Annotated in this window: 15 protein-coding genes and 1 pseudogene; 10 read left to right on the top strand and 6 right to left on the bottom strand. The window is 63.0% G+C overall.

Annotated features, from left to right (window positions below; genetic code table 11):
- Positions 1–18 precede the first annotated feature (18 nt).
- Positions 19–3,132 carry an error-prone DNA polymerase gene (locus LG388_RS01830; protein WP_225781141.1) on the top strand — a complete coding sequence of 1,038 codons (3,114 nt, stop codon included), beginning with the start codon at positions 19–21 and terminating at the stop codon, positions 3,130–3,132.
- 187 nt (positions 3,133–3,319) lie between these two features.
- Here LG388_RS01830 and LG388_RS01835 read toward each other — a convergent pair whose 3' ends face one another.
- From LG388_RS01835 to LG388_RS01850, 4 genes are read right to left on the bottom strand one after another with little or no spacing between them, the layout of a single operon-like run.
- Positions 3,320–4,453, bottom strand: a complete 1,134-nt coding sequence (locus LG388_RS01835) for a J domain-containing protein (RefSeq protein WP_225781142.1) — start codon at positions 4,451–4,453, stop codon at positions 3,320–3,322.
- Between the two features lie 10 nt (positions 4,454–4,463).
- The gene (locus LG388_RS01840; protein ID WP_225781143.1) at positions 4,464–5,237 is read right to left on the bottom strand and encodes a hypothetical protein; all 774 of its coding nucleotides are present in this window, start codon (positions 5,235–5,237) and stop codon (positions 4,464–4,466) included.
- Positions 5,234–5,611, bottom strand: a complete 378-nt coding sequence (locus LG388_RS01845) for a hypothetical protein (protein WP_225781144.1) — start codon at positions 5,609–5,611, stop codon at positions 5,234–5,236. The genes LG388_RS01840 and LG388_RS01845 overlap by 4 nt, the downstream gene beginning before the upstream one ends.
- A gap of 23 nt (positions 5,612–5,634) precedes the next feature.
- A complete protein-coding gene (locus tag LG388_RS01850) occupies positions 5,635–5,883 on the bottom strand; it encodes a hypothetical protein (protein WP_225781145.1) in 249 nt (82 codons plus the stop codon).
- A 112-nt stretch (positions 5,884–5,995) separates the two neighbouring features.
- Here LG388_RS01850 and LG388_RS01855 point away from each other — a divergent pair, with 112 nt between their 5' ends.
- Positions 5,996–6,289 carry a helix-turn-helix domain-containing protein gene (locus tag LG388_RS01855; RefSeq protein WP_225781146.1) on the top strand — a complete coding sequence of 98 codons (294 nt, stop codon included), beginning with the start codon at positions 5,996–5,998 and terminating at the stop codon, positions 6,287–6,289.
- Positions 6,290–6,562: 273 nt separating this feature from the next.
- Here LG388_RS01855 and LG388_RS01860 read toward each other — a convergent pair whose 3' ends face one another.
- Positions 6,563–8,008, bottom strand: coding sequence for a DUF3987 domain-containing protein (locus LG388_RS01860; RefSeq protein ID WP_225781147.1), 1,446 nt, complete (start codon positions 8,006–8,008; stop codon positions 6,563–6,565).
- 763 nt (positions 8,009–8,771) lie between these two features.
- Between LG388_RS01860 and LG388_RS01865 the strand changes: the two genes are divergently transcribed.
- The 3 genes from LG388_RS01865 to LG388_RS01875 all read left to right on the top strand — a co-directional run bounded on the left by LG388_RS01865 (position 8,772) and on the right by LG388_RS01875 (position 13,011).
- A complete protein-coding gene (locus LG388_RS01865) occupies positions 8,772–9,899 on the top strand; it encodes a hypothetical protein (RefSeq protein WP_225781148.1) in 1,128 nt (375 codons plus the stop codon).
- A gap of 663 nt (positions 9,900–10,562) precedes the next feature.
- The gene (locus tag LG388_RS01870) at positions 10,563–11,723 is read left to right on the top strand and encodes an inovirus-type Gp2 protein (RefSeq protein WP_225781149.1); all 1,161 of its coding nucleotides are present in this window, start codon (positions 10,563–10,565) and stop codon (positions 11,721–11,723) included.
- Positions 11,724–11,880: 157 nt separating this feature from the next.
- Positions 11,881–13,011: a hypothetical protein gene (locus tag LG388_RS01875; protein ID WP_225781150.1), complete on the top strand. Its 1,131-nt coding sequence runs from the start codon at positions 11,881–11,883 to the stop codon at positions 13,009–13,011.
- 40 nt (positions 13,012–13,051) lie between these two features.
- On the opposite strand, the pseudogene LG388_RS01880 reads toward LG388_RS01875, so the two are convergent.
- Positions 13,052–14,204 (bottom strand): annotated as a pseudogene (locus tag LG388_RS01880) (IS5 family transposase); the annotation flags it as partial.
- A gap of 174 nt (positions 14,205–14,378) precedes the next feature.
- On the opposite strand from LG388_RS01880, the gene LG388_RS01885 reads away from it, so the two are divergent.
- From LG388_RS01885 to LG388_RS01905, 5 genes are all read left to right on the top strand, one after another.
- Positions 14,379–14,747 carry an AlpA family transcriptional regulator gene (locus LG388_RS01885; RefSeq protein WP_225781151.1) on the top strand — a complete coding sequence of 123 codons (369 nt, stop codon included), beginning with the start codon at positions 14,379–14,381 and terminating at the stop codon, positions 14,745–14,747.
- Positions 14,748–14,757: 10 nt separating this feature from the next.
- Positions 14,758–15,603: a hypothetical protein gene (locus LG388_RS01890; protein ID WP_225781152.1), complete on the top strand. Its 846-nt coding sequence runs from the start codon at positions 14,758–14,760 to the stop codon at positions 15,601–15,603.
- A gap of 302 nt (positions 15,604–15,905) precedes the next feature.
- Positions 15,906–16,202, top strand: coding sequence for a hypothetical protein (locus LG388_RS01895; RefSeq protein WP_225781153.1), 297 nt, complete (start codon positions 15,906–15,908; stop codon positions 16,200–16,202).
- Between the two features lie 116 nt (positions 16,203–16,318).
- Entirely contained in the window at positions 16,319–16,792 is a 474-nt protein-coding gene (gene radC, locus LG388_RS01900; RefSeq protein ID WP_370630076.1) for a DNA repair protein RadC, read from the top strand.
- A 197-nt stretch (positions 16,793–16,989) separates the two neighbouring features.
- Complete coding sequence (locus LG388_RS01905; RefSeq protein ID WP_225781154.1) at positions 16,990–17,184, top strand: hypothetical protein; 195 nt, start codon at positions 16,990–16,992, stop codon at positions 17,182–17,184.
- Positions 17,185–17,228 lie beyond the last annotated feature (44 nt).

Genomic DNA, 17,228 nt, shown 5'->3' on the forward strand with positions numbered 1-17,228 from the left:
CAGCAGCCGAGTCCTTCCATGATCCCTAAGGAGTTGCCGGCCTATGCCGAGCTGCGCTGCGTGAGCAACTTCAGCTTCCTGCGCGGAGCCAGCCAGCCCGAAGAGCTGGTCGAACGTGCCAAGCAGCTGGGCTATGCCGCCCTGGCCCTCACTGACGAATGCAGCCTGGCCGGGGTCGTGCGCGCCCATGTCGCCGCCAAGGAGCATCAACTGCGGCTGCTCATCGGCAGCCAGTTCCAGGTCCAGGACGGACCGGTTCCCTTCGTGCTCACCATCCTGGCCTGCCATTTCGAGGGCTACGGCAACCTCTCCAGCTTCATCACCAAGCTGCGGCGGGCTTCCGAGAAAGGGAGCTACCGCCTCACGATCTCCGACATCACCGGCGCCGAGCTGGAGGGCTGCGTGGCCATCGCCTCGCCGCAGCGCATGGCCGAGCCCGAGCAGCTGGCCGCGCTGGGCCCCTGGCTGCTCACGCACTTCACCGGGCGCTGCTGGATCGGTGTGGAGCAGCTGCGCCAGATCGATGACGAGATGTGGCTGCACCGGCTGCGCGCCCTGGGCGAGGCCACGGCCATCCCGCTGGTGGCCTGCGGCGACGTGCATTTCCACGTGCGCTCCAGAAAACCTCTGCAGGACGTCATGACGGCCACCCGCCTGGGCAAGCCGCTCACCGAATGCGGCCTGGCCCTGCAGCCCAATGCCGAACGGCACCTGCGCACGCGCGTGCGCCTGTCGGCCAGCTTCGCGCCGGACCTGCTGGCCCAGACCCTGCAGGTCATGGCCCGTTGCCAGTTCAGCCTGGACGAGCTGCGCTACCAGTACCCCGACGAAGTGGTGCCCGAGGGCGAGACCCCGGCCGGCTACCTGCGCCGCATCACCTACGAAGGAGCCGGCCGACGCTGGCCCGAAGGCGTGCCCGCCAGGGCCCAGCAGCAGATCGAGTACGAGCTGGACCTGATCAGCGAGCTGAAGTACGAGCAGTACTTCCTCACCGTCGCCGACATCGTGCGCTTCGCTCGGTCGCGGCACATCCTCTGCCAGGGCCGCGGCAGCGCGGCCAACAGCGTGGTCTGCTACTGCACCGGCGTCACCGAGGTGGACCCGGCCCGGATGAGCGTGCTCTTCGAGCGCTTCATCAGCAAGGAGCGCAACGAGCCGCCCGACATCGATATCGACTTCGAGCACGAGCGCCGCGAAGAGGTGCTGCAGTACCTCTACAGCAAGTACGGCCGGGACCGGGCCGCCATCACGGGCGTGGTGATCAGCTACCGGCCCAAGAGCGCGATCCGGGACGTGGGCAAGGCCCTGGGCATAAGCCTGGAGCTGGTGGACGCCATTGCCAAGGCCCATCAGTGGTGGGACGGCAAGGAGGTGCGCCCCGAGCGGCTGAGCGAGCTGGGGCTGTCCACGGACTCGCTGCAGATCCAGCAGCTGCTGCAGCTCACGGGGCAGCTCATCGGCTTTCCCCGGCACCTGAGCCAGCACACGGGCGGCTTCGTGCTCACGAAGGGGCCGCTGCACCGCATGGTGCCCATCGAGAACGCCAGCATGCCCGATCGCACGGTGATCGAGTGGGACAAGGACGACCTCGATGCGCTGGGCCTCCTGAAGGTGGACTGCCTGGCCCTGGGCATGCTCACGGCGATCCGCAAGAGCCTGGACTTCATCGGCGAGCGCAAGCGCTGCCTCTTCCAGCTTCAGGACATCCCGGCCGAGGACGAGGCCACCTACGACATGATCTGCAAGGCCGACACGGTGGGCGTGTTCCAGATCGAGAGCCGGGCCCAGATGACCATGCTGCCGCGGCTGCGGCCACGCTGCTTCTACGACCTGGTGATCGAGGTGGCCATCGTGCGGCCCGGGCCCATCGTGGGTGGCATGGTGCATCCGTACCTGCGGCGGCGGCAGGGGTTGGAGCCCGTGACCTACCCCAGCGAGGCGCTCAAGGAAGCGCTGGGGCGCACTCTGGGCGTGCCGGTGTTCCAGGAGCAGGTCATGCAGATCTCGATCCTGGCCGCGGGTTTCACGCCGGGCGAGGCCGATGGGCTGCGCCGGGCCATGGCCGCCTGGCGGCGCAAGGGCGGGCTGGAGCACTACTACGCGAAGATCGTGGACGGCATGACGGCGAACGGCTACGAAGAGTCCTTTGCGCAGGCGATCTTTGAACAGATCAAGGGGTTCAGCGAATACGGCTTCCCGGAGAGCCACGCCGCCAGCTTCGCGCTGCTGGTCTACGCGAGCTGCTGGATCAAGTGCCACCACCCGGCCGAGTTCCTGGCGGCGATGCTCAACAGCCAGCCGATGGGCTTCTACTCACCGTCGCAGCTGGTCCAGGACGCGAAGCGGCACGGCGTCGAGGTGCGACCGCCGGATGTGATGCACAGCGCGGTGGACTGCAGCCTGGAGGATCTGCCGCATCCGCCGGCGGTGCGGCTGGGCCTGCGCATGATCGCGGGGCTCAAGGCCGAGTCGGCGCAGCGCATCGTGCAGGGCAGGGCGCAGGCGCCCTTTGAGAGCGCGGACGACCTCGCGCGGCGCTGCGCGCTGGAGCCGCATGAGATGAAGCTCCTGGCGGCCGCCGATGGACTGATGAGCTTGTCGGGGCACAGGCGGCAGCAGGTGTGGGATGCCGCGGCCTGGCAGCGGGCGCCGGTGTTGCTCAAGGAGGCACCGGTGGACGAGGAGGTGCTGGAGCTGCCCGAGGCGCCGGAAGGCGAAGAGATCCTCTTCGACTACGCGGCGTTGGGCCTCACCTTGCGGCGGCATCCGCTGGCCTTGCTGCGCGGCCGGCTGCGGGCCCGGAAGTTCATGACGGCGACGCAGCTGGCCCGGGTGCCCAACGGCCGGCACGTGAGCCACTGCGGCATCGTGACCTTGAGGCAGCAGCCGGACACGGCCAACGGGACGATCTTCGTGTCGCTGGAGGACGAGACGGGGGCGGTGCAGGTGATTGTCTGGAAGAGCCTGCGCGAGATGCAGCGTCAAGAACTGCTGGGCGCACGGCTGATGGGGGTGCACGGCGTCTGGCAGCGGCAAGGCGAGGTCACCAGCCTCATTGCGAGACGGATCGAAGACCTGACGCCGCTGCTGGGGCGTTTGGCCGATGCAACGGCCAGCCGAGATTTTCGGTAGTGGAGCGCGCGGCCATGCTGTCGTTCATGCTGTTTCGAAAGCTGTGTCGCAGTAGGTTCCGAGGGAAAGGCCGAGAGGCTCGACCTACGAGCTCTCCATGACTGTCTATCCGCAGCGGTCCGTGGGTGCTGAGTGCCAGTTCGACCGACGTGCGTTGTCTCAGAACAGCAGTGCTGTGCGCATCCCACTATCTCCGGCCGAAGAACGCATCGGACCGCGCTCGGCGCTGTTCCTGTTCTCGCGCCTGTGCTGCTTCGTGCAGGGCGAAGTCCCTCATCTGTCGCATGAGCGCCCTCAGCTGCTGGACCAGCGGCGAGTCGGTGTCTTGCGAAGCCAGCAGTATCGCGAGCCGCTCGTCACGCGCATTGGCAATGATGATCTGCGGCAGATGCGTCAGCCCAATGATGAGCTTCAACTCCTGCTCCGCAAGGCCTTGCATCCCTGGATCGTGAGCAGCTCGCCGCAGAAGCTCAAAGTACTCGACCACATGGTCACGGTCGATGAGTTCGTGCCCTGGAGGTTCCACCTCGTCAAGCATCCGGCACAGCTTGACGATCTCCGTCTTGGCTGTTTCATGCAGTGCGACGGCGGCAGCGCTCTTGCTGGAGCGCTGCTCGCTGCGCTGACCTTGGTTTGACCCGACCTGCTGCCTGCTCGCCAGAAAGCCAGCTACACCTTCGCACAGTCGCTTGATCTCATGCGCGTCCACCAGAGTGCATTCCATGAAGGTGCGACCGTTGATCTGGACCTTCTCCTTGAGGGCTTCGATCTCTCGCACATGGGACCACGGCAGAGCTCCTGGTTGCTGCATCAGCTCCTTGTGAAGCAACTCTTCCTCCGTGAGCATCAGGCCTTCCCTGGCACCACCCATCATGGTCGTGTCGACCAGCGCCACGATGTCCCGCACCCCTTTGCCACGACCGTAGCTTTGCAGGGCGCCCGTGAGCTTGGCAAGCGGAATGTTCGGTGCCACGAACACCCGCCGGCAACCCAGCCCGACCGAGAAGGCCTGTGTCAGCGCTTGTTTGAGCGACAACGTCGTGGAGTCAGCGGAAGCGGCAGCAGCCTGGCTCTTCTGGCTGAATCCAGATCGCGTTGCGGTTGGCCGACCTGCGCCGCGGTCGTATTGGGCCTTCCGCCCTGAATCGCTGAGGATGGCGTAGGCCGCATTGACCTCCTGCATCTTCCCGGTGGCCCACCGAGCGCCCTCGGGATCGATGTACCGGTCCGGGTGATACTGAGTCCGGCGCCCCTTGTAGGCCAGTTCAATCTCCTGCGCCGAAGCCTGCGGTCGCAGCCCCAGAATTTCGTAGGGATCCATCTTCGAACGGCTACTTCTGTTCGACGACCTGGCCTTGGGCAAAGACATAGGTCGCCTTGGCCCACACCCGCTGTTGCCCCTCATTGGCCATGTTGCTCATGCTCCCGCTGATTAGCTTGGGCATCAGCACGCGGATCCTGTTGCCTTCCTGGTAGGAGGCGATGAGGTCCGAACAGCTCCCGAACTCGGGGGTGAGGGTGATGCCCCGCGCCGTCACGGTGGCAAACCTGTACCGGGCCGGGCAAGCGGTCCCCCCGGAGTTCTGAAGCAGTAGTACATCTGCAGCGCCGACCTCGTACTGCCGGGCGATGCTGAACTGGCCAGTGACGTTGGGAACCGGCTTGCCCCTGAACAGCAACTGCAGCTCTTCATTCCCGGCGACCTTGCCAAAGCGGGTGTCGACGGCCTCCAGCCTCATCGATTCCGAGGTCATCTCCACACCACGCACCCGCGTGAGCTCCATCCAGGCAGACGGCTGATCCTTGAATTGCTGCACTGGCGGGTTGCGCATCTCCCGCTCGCTGGACTGGTCGATGCGGCAGAGCATCTCCGTCATGCAGCCTTCGAGGATCGTCTTTCCCACGGGGGACCCATTGCGGAAGGCGTAGCCGACCAGGTCGCCGGATTCGGGGCTGACCACGAAGAGGGCGGAGCGGGTGCTGCCACGCTCCAAGACACCCTCAATGCCCTGGCCCATGGCCATTGCGGGCAGCAGCCCAATGAGCCCGGACAGAGCCAGCAGCCCTGCTGGACGGCGACGAAGTCGAGAGATCATCATGCTCATTTGTTGCGCGGGGTGCGCATTGCCGAAGGATCGATATAGAGGATCCGACATGTGTCCGACCCATAGATGGAGTTCAAAAGCTCACGCTTGCCCTCGTTGCTCAGCTTGTGCAGCGGCACGTCATCCTGGAAACGCTCCGTGGCCCGCATGGCATGGCGCGCCCGCTGGTCCGGGGGGACGGACTTTTCCAGTTCCAGCGCGTACTGGCGGACGTTCTCCATGGCGTTGTCCGCCTCCGTCGAGCGCCCCAACTGATAGGCGACCCGGGAACACTTGAACCCCTCGTAGAGCTTGTCCTCTGCCGCGTTGCCACAACCGACCAACGCGGCGATGGCAGCCAGCGTCAGCCCCTTGGTCCAGATGGCTCGATCCATCACCTCAGGCCGCTGCCGTTTCATCAACGATCCCTGTCCTTGGGCCGACCGCCCTTGCTGCCAAAGAACACCAGCGCGGCAATGACCAAGACCCAGATCAGCCCGCCGATGAACTTCCCAAGCGCTGGAAACATCACCGCCGGCCAGACGATGCCTTGCCCCAGGTTGTAGAAAAGGCCCCGGTGCGACGTGGCCCCGAAGAAGTAGGCATAGAGCGCGTACAGCAGACCCACCGCGCCGTAGATCAACAGCAGGATGTGCCGAAGCTTCATCGGTTGAGCTGCCGGGGCTAGCTCGGAGGAGGGGGTATGAAAAGATGAATCTTCGGCCATACGTGAAGCATACACCGTAGATGCAAATGTTTCGAATCGACACCCTCAAGGTGTGTCAGCCCAACTCAAAGCCCCGACGGAACTGCCCGACCCAAACGACTTGCGGGCGGTGCTGAGCTATTGGGTGCGGCTGCTGCGCGTCAGCCGGGGTTGGTCGCAGGAGCAGTTGGGCCTGGAGTGCGATCTGGACCGCACCTATGTGTCGTCGGTGGAGCGGGGGCGCTGGAACGTGTCTCTCTCGAACATCGAGCGCTTCGCCAAGGTCCTGGAAGTGCCTGCCTGGGCCTTGCTGGTTCCGCCAACCAAGCTGGGGCAGCTTCCGGTCCTTGAGGTTCGGTCGGTGTGACGGGTGAGAAGACCAGATGAGTTGCGCGCACTTGCGCGCGTGAGGGGGCAGGCAGGTGCTTGTGGGCCCTGGCGCGGTTCTGCATCGGGGGCGGTTGGCTGAATCAGACTTCAGGTCGAAAACCTGACGATGCCCTACCCGCATGGGCTGATGCCATATGCGGTCGGACTTCAGATTGCCGAAGAACTGCCTTGCTCTTTCGGGCTCAGACATTGGTCTCGGCTGGCGGGGCTGCAGCCAGCCCTTCAGCCGGAACGCGGATTGAAGAGCTGCTTACAGCGCATCCAAGTAGCCCGACCGCCCACCGTACCGCAACCCAGGTTGGCCATATGTGAGCTGGATGTACTTGGTGTTGTGGTTATGCGGGCGCACGCAGGCGCGTCCGAAGTCTTCCAGGGCACGCAGGGCGCGCGAGCAACGCTTGCGCTCCCAGTCCGCGGGGCAGAAGCGCTGCAGATCACGCACCATCAGCGATTCACCTTGCTGCAGTGCGCGCTGGAGGTAGTTCTCCAGCACTTGCGCGTCGTACGCCGCCAGCGTCTGAGGCGATGCCTCATGTCGCATGTGCTGGAACTGGCGCGTGTGCCATTGAACGATGGCCTCGGCGCGTGCGAGCGTCTCGGCGCTGATCAAGCCCGGCAAGTCGTTGTAGACGTGGATCACACAGGCATAACGCGCGACGCGCTCGGCCATCTTGGCTGCGTAGCCGCCGAGGCCTCGCAACTGGCCGGCGGGGGCGCCCATGACGACGGTGCGGCGGAAGAGATCGTGGAAATAGGCCGCGGCGTCCCGGGTGAAGCCAACCGAGCGCCGAGAGAACCTGCGGTGCCTGAGCGCGGCGACGCCGTCGTTCAGGAAGTACTGAGCGCGATTCTGGAAGGCTTTCATCGCGTGGTAGACCGGCGCTGCAGTCAAGGTCGGGCGGATCTGCGCATGCGGCAGGAACGTGCACTCGACGCGGGCAAAGAACCCGGTGTCATCCGCCTCTTCCGCGCGACGCTTCATGAAGCGCAGAAGCACACCCGGCTGCGTGTACAGCAGGGCGCTTGCGCGCGGATTGCGGGCGCGCACCGAATCTTCGAGCGTGTCCAGGCGCACATCGTCGCCATCCCACAGGGTGAGGAGCAGATCGAACTCGCCCATCAGCTTGCCACTGAGCACATGCCCGGCATCCAGCGACGCGATCAGCGTGGACGGGAAGCTGGCCAGACTGCGGGTCAGTGCGTTGGGTGTCACGCGGTCGTGCAGCAGATGCACGGGCCCCTGGGGCTCACGCTTGCGGTGCTCGGCGATGCTGTCTTCGAGCTTCGTGTCGGTCTCGCCGCTGGCAGCTTTCTGGGCACGCAACTCGAGCTGCGCCTCAAGGCTCTTCAGCCAGGCCTTGTACTCCGCTCGGCGCTTGACGGCGCTGGGCGCCTCGCGCTCCAAGGCCTCCTGCACTTCCTTGTGCGGCTGCAGGAAGGGTTTGGCCGCAGTGCTCTTGCCGGCGCCGGAGGCTGCGCAAACGATGTTCAGCGTGCCGACGGGCGAGGGCGGCGCGTCCGGGCGCTGGACGTCAACGCGGACCTGCACGGCCGCTGCGGCGCTGCTCATGGCTGCGACAGCGGCGAGGGCGGGCTCGACGCCCGTGTTGTTGCAGTGCTCGCGGACTGCCGCAGCGATGAGTCCGCCAATGGAGTCGATCGGATAGGGGTCTTGGTTGTCTTGGTGGTAGTGCATATGAAGCTGCAGGTTGACGTGAATGGAGACATCAGTCCCCGGGGCTTCGAAGCGTATTTTTCTGGACTGCACTGATCCAGTGCTCAGCTCAAAAGTGCATGTGCGTAAAGGCTGGAGTACGAATTCGTGAGCCCCTGCACTGTGTGAGGCCTCGTTGGGTCATCAGCAAGCCCGATGCACTAGCGCGAACGCTGGTCACGGCTGAAACGCAAAACAGGAAGGATCTCGACACGGCACTGTTCCGTTTTCCATCGCGACATGAGTCCTGGATACACCTGAAGCTGGTGCTCAACTCCGTTGTGGCTGTCATCGAGAGCTGACGGCTGGATTGCACCGTTCTGCGAGGCGAGGATGCCGGGGACGAGATTTCTTGCCCTCGTGCACGGACAAGAAATGCCCCGGGTTGCCGTTGGCCGCTCACATCAACCGCAGGAAAGGACCAGACGCACAGTGATCTCGGCGGGCACAGCCTTCAAGGTTGGGTCAGCGTCGAACCTCGTCGGAGGTCGCGCTGGGGCCGTAGCGTGCGGCCCTTTGACGCACCACTTCTTCCTGGCGCCATGCCGTTGAGGCGAGCGTCCAGGCCTTTCAACAGCTTATAGGCGCCGAAGACGGCTCCACGGGTCCATCAGTTGCCGCCAGCGTCAGGACTGGCGAGAGCCTGATGCGAAGGTTCCGACGTACGAATCCTTCGCACGGGACAGCTATTCGGCTGGATGCCCATCAGCGTCCAGTGCCTGCCCTCATTTCGACCAAGTTAAACATGAGCAAACGCCTGATCATCGAAAGCAGCCACCGCAACAAGTTTAAGAGTCCCAGTCCGCCGCGCTACGTCTCCCGGCTGGCGTTCGTGAACGGCCAGCAGGTCATTCAGATGTGGGGTGGGGAGGAGAACACGCACGCGCGAAACGTCGCGTTCGTGTCCCGCACCGCCTACCTGGTTGCTCACTCGACGCGTGGTCTGTTCGGTCTGGAGACGGACCGCGAAAGCGGTGAGAAGAAGCTGACGGTCACCTCTCTGGGCGGCGCGCTCGTCAGCGTGCTCCGGCTGCCGCTGGACACCATGGCCGCGACTTTCCCCGAGTGCGATTTCAATCCGCTGTTCAACATCTTCCGGCAGGCAAGCATGCAGCGCATGCGCGCGCGCGAGCTCCTACCGCTGTGCGACGACGTGATGGGTTTTGTCGGGCCGCAGGCGCCCTCGATGCATGACCAGTTCACGGCGTTGGTGAACGATCTGCGGGCGCGGCGGACGACGGATGAGATCGCTCAAGCTCTGGAACCCGTGCGACGCCGCCAAGACATGCAGTGGCGCGACGCCAAGCAGGCCGTCACCGAAGCGTTCGACGGCTGTGCCAAGCTGCTGGCCGTACATCTGGATCTGCACTTCCTGGTGCGGAAGAGTGGGGACGAGATCTCGAAGGTCGATGCGATGGACTGCGTGCGAAAGTTCCAGCGCTATCTCAACAGCCACTTTCCGTTGATCCGCTTCATGCGGTGCATCGAGTATGGGCGCGAGTCGGGTTTTCGCTTTCGCTTCATCGTGCTGCTGAACGCGCACCTCGTCGCCAATGCCGCTGTCCAGGGCGCCAAGATGGGTGAGCACTGGAATATCGTGATCACCCATGGCGCGGGTGCGTACGGCTGTTTCAACCTCCCGCAACGTCGTGGACTGGGCACGATTGCCTACAACGACAAGGAGCGAATCAGCGCGTTGATCACGCAGGAGGTCGCGCTCGTGGTCAAGCCCAACTTCTGGATCCACTACGTTGGTCAGCTCAAGAGCTTTCAGATCAGTCCGAAGGCGCGTCGTCCGCTGTCGCCCCCGCAGGGACGGGCGCATGAAATCGTTCGTTGGGGGGGCGCAGGTCCTTCCACCTTCCCGCGCTGAACGTGCCCTCCGACTGACCAGTCGAGGGCGAGCGGCGCGCTATGCCTTGGAAGAAGCGCTGCTCTCAAACTTTTATGGGCGTTGCTCATTTTTTGATGCACGGTCTCTAACTTGACATCGCCGCCGCCATCGTGGTGCCTCGATGTTCTCGGCGCATCCGATCCCCAGAGAGCCTGATCGGTCCCGAATCTTCGTGGCTTCTTCGCAGCGGCTGTTGCCTTGGTTCGGTGGAACTAAAGATGTAGTGGTGTAGTGGTGTAGTTCTTGTAGTTGTTCTGATAGTTCTAGATGTACTTGACGCTGATGTAGCGATCAGCATGTCAACCGCAGGTGGATCAGAGATCAATCAGAAGCGTTCGGACAGCTAGATCAGCATCAGTTGAATCAGCCATACATCTGCGATGCGGTGTGCCTGACAAGGTCTATGCAGGATGCAGCACTTGGCCACCAGGCCAAGGTGCGACCAGCCCTCGTGATGCGCTTGATCCAGCTACTGAATGTCTTGCTTTCCTGCAAAGCAGTCCAGCCAAGCAGGATCGGCAGAGTCGACGTCAATCGTCGGATCAAGACATGCATGCACCGCGAATGCCAAGGCTGCCAGAGACCGTGCTTCAAGTTCCATGGGCCCTGTGCCCATGCCATCAACTGAACGCGAGCATTTTCATGAACGACTCTTTCGAACCGCAAAAACACTTTGACAACGAGGGCGAGTGCCTCGACGCATTCATGCATGAGGAGATTCTCAACCTCCCATCCACCGGTGCACCTGCTTGCCTGGTCGACGACATCACCCGAGCAAGGCTCGAGGTCAAGAAGGTGATTCGCTACGCCCTGATCATTCTGGATCAGGAGCCGAAGAAGGCCGAAGCGGTCAAGGTGATCCACGGTGCACGCAGTGCCCGGGACTCGACCGTGACCACCCGGCCGAATGAAGCTGATCGCCAGAAGAAGCAGGCGCGCCAGCTCACGTACGCGGGCAAGGCGCTGAAGCTCGACCTTGATCTGATCCGGTACGAGTACCCTGGGCACGGCTTCCACCCGTGTGCCATGGCGCTGATGCACGCGGCTCAGGCGGCCAAGGATGCTTTGAACGCATGGCGACGGTCACCAGAGGGGCTGAATGCCAGCAACGCGGCGCAGATGCGCAAGCGTGAGCAGCTCGCGCAAGAGATTCTGGCTGAGGTCCAAGAGACCTCGCGCACGGCATCCTACCGTGAGGAAGCAGAACGCATTCGGCATACGACCTGGCAGCGCATGGACAGCACAAAGAACCTGATCGAGCACATGTTCAATCAGCGGTCGCGGCTGCTTTGCGTGCGGGTCGATCTGCGGTACCGGCATTTCTTCCTTGGCGAGCGGTACGACGCATCGCTGCCTGGTCATCCCAGCTTCGAGATGGTGGGGGTGCACCGTGAGCACTTGCTCAACATCCTGCGCCGCCAGATCTTCAAAGACTGCCTCTTCGGCTACATCCTGCGCATCGAATGGGCACCGGGCACGGGATTCCACTTGCACCTGATGCTGCTGATCGATGGTCGTGAGCGTCGTGGGGGAGTGGAGATTGGCAACTTGATCGGGCGCAAGTGGCGCACGGAGGTGACGCAGGGTCATGGCTACGACTTCAACTGCAACCGCAAGGCCATGAATGGCGGCTACAAGATGCGGGGAACTGGCATGTTTGAGCGTGCCGATGCGCAAGGGTGCAGGGGCTTGATGAAGGCAGCCGAGTATCTGGCCAAGGCCGATCACTTCATCAGCTTCTACCGCAGCGACCGGCAGCGGACCTACTTTCGCAGCCAGATCCGCCCGCCGGCGCAGGCCTGATTGTTCCAGCGATTGCGTCCGATGCGCACGGCGGCCAGGCGCAGCGCGACGACGCTTTCAGATGTGAAGCCAACCTGATAGCCCGCCGTCACTTCGGCGTTGTCTCGCGCGGCCCGGTCAGGCAGTGACAATGAGAAGTCATTTGAGTGTCCTGAATATGATCGAAAACTATCAACAGCGGATCAACGACCTAAAGCCTGCGACAAAAAATCTTGGCGAACTCGCTAAGATAACCCGCGTATCAATCAATCAGGTACTTGAGGCCGCCAGAGATCTAGAAATTGATTTTTGGAAGCACCGCCCGAATGCGCAGCCAAGCCCTCCCGATGCAGCGCGAGTCTATTTTGCGTGGCCTCCGGAGAAATACGCCCTTTATGTCTGCCTCGTCGGCACTGCGAAAGTCGGAAGCTCGGAGTATGAGCGTGAGTATGAGTTGAGAAGTAGGCGCAGCAACTATTTAGATGCCGTCGCGTCACAAGACATCAAGTTTGCTGCGGACCGCCTTGTTTTGCTGAATCTCTTTTACGGCTTGACATATTCGATGCTTATCAATCGTCACGCTTCGGATCAGGCGATCACTGCTTCGGCTTTCCCTTGCGCGTTGGATGTCGGAAGATCTAACATGCCGATAGTGGACGCGAACACTCTAAGCAAGCGTTGCATTGACTATGAGGGAAATTGGGAATTAAGGTTGTACGTGCCACCCCTTGAGGTAGACCTGAACAGCCAGCCCACTGGTAGTGCCGAAAGTCTCGTCGTGCGCGTGCAAGATCTCGTTCTCTTGCCTGAATTGGTAGATCCGTTAATTCGAAAAATTACCGGAGGTATCGATGTCAAAACGCATTGCGCTGAACTACAACTCGTTTGCGAAATATTCAACGAACTCTGGGTAAACGCAGAAGAGGATGGGTGGAAAGACTGGCGCCGAAAAGTCCTGAAAAAATTGGATGGATCTATTTTCTTCAAGAAAAGTCAGAACATGCAAAATCTTGTTTTTTGGATCTTCGACTCTCTGAATGACCAGATTAGGATCTTATCCCAAGAAGAAGAGGAGAAGAGAAAAAATTCCGTATTCCATAAACGAAAGAAAGCCGTTCCTGATCGATTGAAGGTGCTACTGGAAGTGTCGGCAAAATTTTGGGGGAAATATGATGATAAGGAATCCTGTCCCTTTCAAAAGGACGTTTCCAGGGAGTTTGTCGCGCAAGGTTTTCCCGGGAAATGGGCAGATGCCGCAGCGAATTTGGTGGCCAAGGTGCGCAGGAAATCACCCGAAACACGAGTGTAGGGAGTCGGCCTGAACAAACCTGTTTTCATTCGCAGGCGGCTCAGTGCTCGCCCGGAGCGGCGACCAGTGCAGCGATGGCCTCCTGCATCGCCAGTGCAAAGCGGGCGCAATACAGCCGCAGCACGGGCGTGATCAGGCGCAGGTTGTGCCCGGCGTCGCACATCACCGCATGCAGCGCATCGCCCAGCGCACCCTTGAGCGCATCGCGGCCCAGTCGCCTTTCCATCTTCATGTGCCCGATGGCCGGCTCGATGGCGCTGCGCCGTTTGATCATGGCCTTCAGCGTCCTGAGGGCGCCGCGCCGGTGTCCCGAGCGCAGGATGCGCACGCCTTCGATCTCCACGCCCCGATAGCCGTTGTCCACGATGGCCGTGGCCGGCGGCCTGTCCGTGCCGGTGAGGATGCCCACCTGCTCCAGCGTCGGGGCCAGGGTGTGGCCGTCGTAGGGGTTGCCCGGCATGGAGCGCATGCCCACCACCAGGCCTTCCTTCAGCGTGGTCGTGATGCTGACCTTCACGCCGAACTGGTACGGTGTCCTGGCCTTGCCTTTGCTGATGCACTCCACCTCGGGCGCATGCGGGGCGTACAGCTTGTCTTTGTCTTTGGTGCGCTGGGCCAGGGTGCGGCCCGTGCGCTGCAGCAACTCCTGCAATTTGGCCTTGGCCGCTTCGGGTAACACGTTCAGTTGGCGGGCCGCCTCGCGTTGCACGCGGCCCACACGGGTGCGCAGCATGCACACCGCCTTCTTCATGCGCTTGAACTGCTTGGCGTGTGCGTAGCGCCCGACCTGCGCGGTCAGTCGTGGGGCGATGCGGTTGTAGTTCTGGCGCAGCCGCAGCCCGTTGTCTTGGGCCACCTTGACCAGATGCTGGCGGCTCTTGTCCAGCAAGCGGCTGTCGGTGGGATGGGCGACGGCCTTGGGCATGACAGTGGTGTCCACGACCACCTGCTGCGCGCTGGCCTTCTGGATCACGCTGCCACGCCGGGCGGCCTCAATGCTGGCCGCCAGCAGCGTCTCCACGCTTTTTCACCAACGCGCGTTTTTCAGCGCGTCAGGCTGGACGGGTTCACGTCCAGTTCAGTCTGCAGGTAGGTCTGGCGCATGAGAACTGCCAGTGCGGGTTCTCCACCCAGGTGTCGACCAGCGCCTCTTTAGACGCATCGAAGCTGTGCTGCAGGTGCGACGTGCCGCTTCCCGTAAACGAAGGTTGAGCATGAGAGAAGGCAATTTTTCCTTTCATATCAAATGGTTGCGTTGATCTCTTAGGTCATCCTTTCCCACTTGGAAGGTATGCGGAAGGTCCAGTGCCTGAAACTTCTCACAGGCAGCTGCGCAGCGCCCAAACCCCCAGAAAAGGAAATTCAACATGACCCAAATCCCCGTGCCCAACAAGGTGCGCGTCAAGGCCACCATCCCTGGCGGCAAGGCTCTCGCCGATGCCGCACCTGCTCAAAGCTGCGCACAACTGCGGGCGTTCACGCCCGGGCCGCTGGCTGCCGTATCGAATGACATCCTCCCCGCGAGCCTGATCCGCAAGAACGAGCTCCTCGACAAGCTCAAGATTTCCAAGTCCACGCTGCACGCCAAGCTGGATGTTCGCAGCCGCTACCACGACCCCTCCATCCCGCGTCCCCGCTACCTGGAGCGCAGCCGCATCCCGCTGTGGAGCGAGCAGGAGGTCAACGCCTGGCTGACCAAGCTGTTCGACGACGAGAACGGTGCCACCGAAGCGTAAGGGCGAGACCATGACGAAAAAGAAGTTCACCCGCACCACGATCGCGCAGGTGGTCGAGAAGGTCCAACACCGCACGAGTGCGTTCTGCGCCGTGGACCAGTTCGCCAAACTGAACCAGCGCGTCAAGAAGGCGGCTGGCGCCGCGGTCGACCTCGTGCTGAAGAACCCCTGCCTCTGCGGCGCCGTCCCTCCGCGCCGCAAGGGCAACTCCGAGCCCGAGAAGTGCGGTCCCTCGCTGAAGCTCAGCCACCAGGTCATCGCCGAGGCCCACGCTCTGTCGCCGACCTTCTTCGATTCGACGATGCGCACGACCCTGCCCCAGCGCTCGCGCTCGGAAAAGCAGTGGGCCCGGCAAGTGGGCGAGCGCATGGACCTCGCGGAGGTCATCCTGATCTGCTGTGCCGCAATGTGCTACCCGGCGAAGAAGCCGACTGCCCAGTTGTGGGCGCTGATGGAGATGTGCTGGCACCGCTGGGATGAACTCGACACGCTGGATGAATTGATACGGCGCAAGCGCAGCGACCACTGCCGTCTCGGCGGAATCAAGCGCCATGACAAGCATGCGGCGATCATGGAGCAAGCCATTCCCTTGTTGACATCGGCGGCGCCGACGCAGGGGTGGATGAGCAAGGCTCACGCGGGGGATGTTGTCGGCGAGTTGCTGATTCAGATCGCACAGGAGGCCGAGTACAAGGGCTCGCTCGAGCTGGACCAGTGGTCGCGCACGATCCAGCAGTTCATCCGCGAGGATCCCCGGGCCAAGGCCGCCTTCGAGAAGAAGCGCAGCGCGCGCCGCTGCCACCGGGTCAGTGGCACGCGTGCGCAGCGGCCCTGCCGCGTGCGCCGCAAGGCGTGAGGGCTGCGACGAGCCGGACGCCGAGGTCTGCACGTAATCGAGTGTGACGTGGCGCCGGCCGTCCCAAGCGTGCGGCTGGTGCCACGACCGCAGGCGCCGCAACGGCACTGCGGTATAGATTTTTTCGATCACATATCACCGCGGCGAGCCACCCCAGCGATGGCTCTATGTCCTCGTCGAGCACGCGCAGCGGTGATTGCCCTCATTCCAGGAGCCCGTCATCCTCCTGTTCACTGCATGTCGAGCTGCTTGCAACCTGCCGCAGCCCACTACGTGGGCTCCGGCCCATCACTTCACCGCCCATGCTCTTGCTTGAACAACTGGCCACCCAGGTGGTCGACCACTGGGATCGCGGCGACCTGGCCGCCAGCGTGCGCGCCCTGAGCGAGCACCTGCTGGAACTGCGCAACGACCGGCTGCGCCATCAGGCCAGCATCGCGTTCGCCCGAGACCACTACGCCATGCCGTCGGGCGACGACATCGAGATCGATGAAGCGCCGCTGACCAGTGCCAGCCATGAGGGCGTGTGGATCAGCGCCTGGCTCTGGGTCGATCACGACGAGGTGCCACAGGCCACCGCGCCACAAGAGGACGGCTGAACCGCCTGATCTCACGCCTGAATCCCCGGTACTTCCTTCCTCCTTCACTTCTTTCCATCGGCCCCGTGTGCTTCGTGCGCACGGGGCCTTTTCTTTTGTCATCCCAGGACATCGCCATGACCATCACTGCTGTTCCCCCACCCGCATCGCCGTACGACCGGCCTGCCATCGTTCGCCAGGCCCTCGACTGGCTTGAAGGTCAGGTGCGTCAGACGCGCCCCCTGGATTCGCCCACCATGGTGCGCGACTACCTGCGCCTGTGGCTGGCCGACCGACCTCACGAAGTCTTTGCTGCCGTCTTCCTTGACGCTCAGCACCACGTCATCGACGCGCGCGAGCTGTTCCGGGGCTCCCTCAGCCAGACCAGTGTGTACCCGCGCGAGGTCGCCGTCGAAGCCCTGCAGATGCACGCGGCCGCGCTCATCGTGGCGCACAACCACCCGTCCGGCAGCCCTGAACCCTCCAGGGCCGACATTGCTCTGACCCAGCAGCTCAAGGCCTGCCTGGGTCTGTTGGACATCCGCCTGCTCGACCACTTCGTCGTCACGCGCACCACCACGGTCAGCTTTGCAGAGCGGGGGTTGCTGTGAGATCGGCGAGTTCGAGTGACGGCCTGTCTGTCGTGGCCCAGAACCCATTGCCGGCTGTTCGACCTTGCCCGAACTGTCGCAGCCCTCGGGTCACCACCCGGGATATCGGCCGCAACGCAGGCGCTGTCATCGGAACGGCCGCAGGTGCTGCGGCCGGCGCCGCTGGCGCACTGCGCGGAGCGCAGGCGGGGGCCAAGGTGGGCGCCGCCCTCGGAAGCCTCGTCGGTCCCGTCGGCGCCACGCTGGGCACCGTAGGCGGCGCGGTGGTCGGAGCTCTCCTTGGCGGTGCCATGGGCTGCGAGGTCGGCGCCTCCGTCGGCAAGGTTGTCGACGAAGAGGTGTTGTCCAACTACCGATGCCTGAGCTGTGGCCGCGTCTTCGGCAACGAGTGATTTCCCTCTCGGCGAAGCCTGCGCTCTCTTTCCAACCAAACGCT

The sequence above is a fragment of the Xenophilus sp. Marseille-Q4582 genome, assembly GCF_916700565.1.
Classification (GTDB): Bacteria; Pseudomonadota; Gammaproteobacteria; order Burkholderiales; family Burkholderiaceae_C; genus Xenophilus.

Coding starts and splice junctions, on each gene's coding strand:
- LG388_RS01830 (WP_225781141.1), top strand. CDS start 19: ATGATCCCTAAGGAGTTGCCGGCCTATGCCGAGCTGCGCTGCGTGAGC.
- LG388_RS01835 (WP_225781142.1), bottom strand. CDS start 4,453: ATGGATCCCTACGAAATTCTGGGGCTGCGACCGCAGGCTTCGGCGCAG.
- LG388_RS01840 (WP_225781143.1), bottom strand. CDS start 5,237: ATGAGCATGATGATCTCTCGACTTCGTCGCCGTCCAGCAGGGCTGCTG.
- LG388_RS01845 (WP_225781144.1), bottom strand. CDS start 5,611: ATGGATCGAGCCATCTGGACCAAGGGGCTGACGCTGGCTGCCATCGCC.
- LG388_RS01850 (WP_225781145.1), bottom strand. CDS start 5,883: ATGAAGCTTCGGCACATCCTGCTGTTGATCTACGGCGCGGTGGGTCTG.
- LG388_RS01860 (WP_225781147.1), bottom strand. CDS start 8,008: ATGCACTACCACCAAGACAACCAAGACCCCTATCCGATCGACTCCATT.
- LG388_RS01865 (WP_225781148.1), top strand. CDS start 8,772: ATGAGCAAACGCCTGATCATCGAAAGCAGCCACCGCAACAAGTTTAAG.
- LG388_RS01870 (WP_225781149.1), top strand. CDS start 10,563: ATGAACGACTCTTTCGAACCGCAAAAACACTTTGACAACGAGGGCGAG.
- LG388_RS01875 (WP_225781150.1), top strand. CDS start 11,881: ATGATCGAAAACTATCAACAGCGGATCAACGACCTAAAGCCTGCGACA.
- LG388_RS01885 (WP_225781151.1), top strand. CDS start 14,379: ATGACCCAAATCCCCGTGCCCAACAAGGTGCGCGTCAAGGCCACCATC.
- LG388_RS01890 (WP_225781152.1), top strand. CDS start 14,758: ATGACGAAAAAGAAGTTCACCCGCACCACGATCGCGCAGGTGGTCGAG.
- LG388_RS01895 (WP_225781153.1), top strand. CDS start 15,906: ATGCTCTTGCTTGAACAACTGGCCACCCAGGTGGTCGACCACTGGGAT.
- radC (WP_370630076.1), top strand. CDS start 16,319: ATGACCATCACTGCTGTTCCCCCACCCGCATCGCCGTACGACCGGCCT.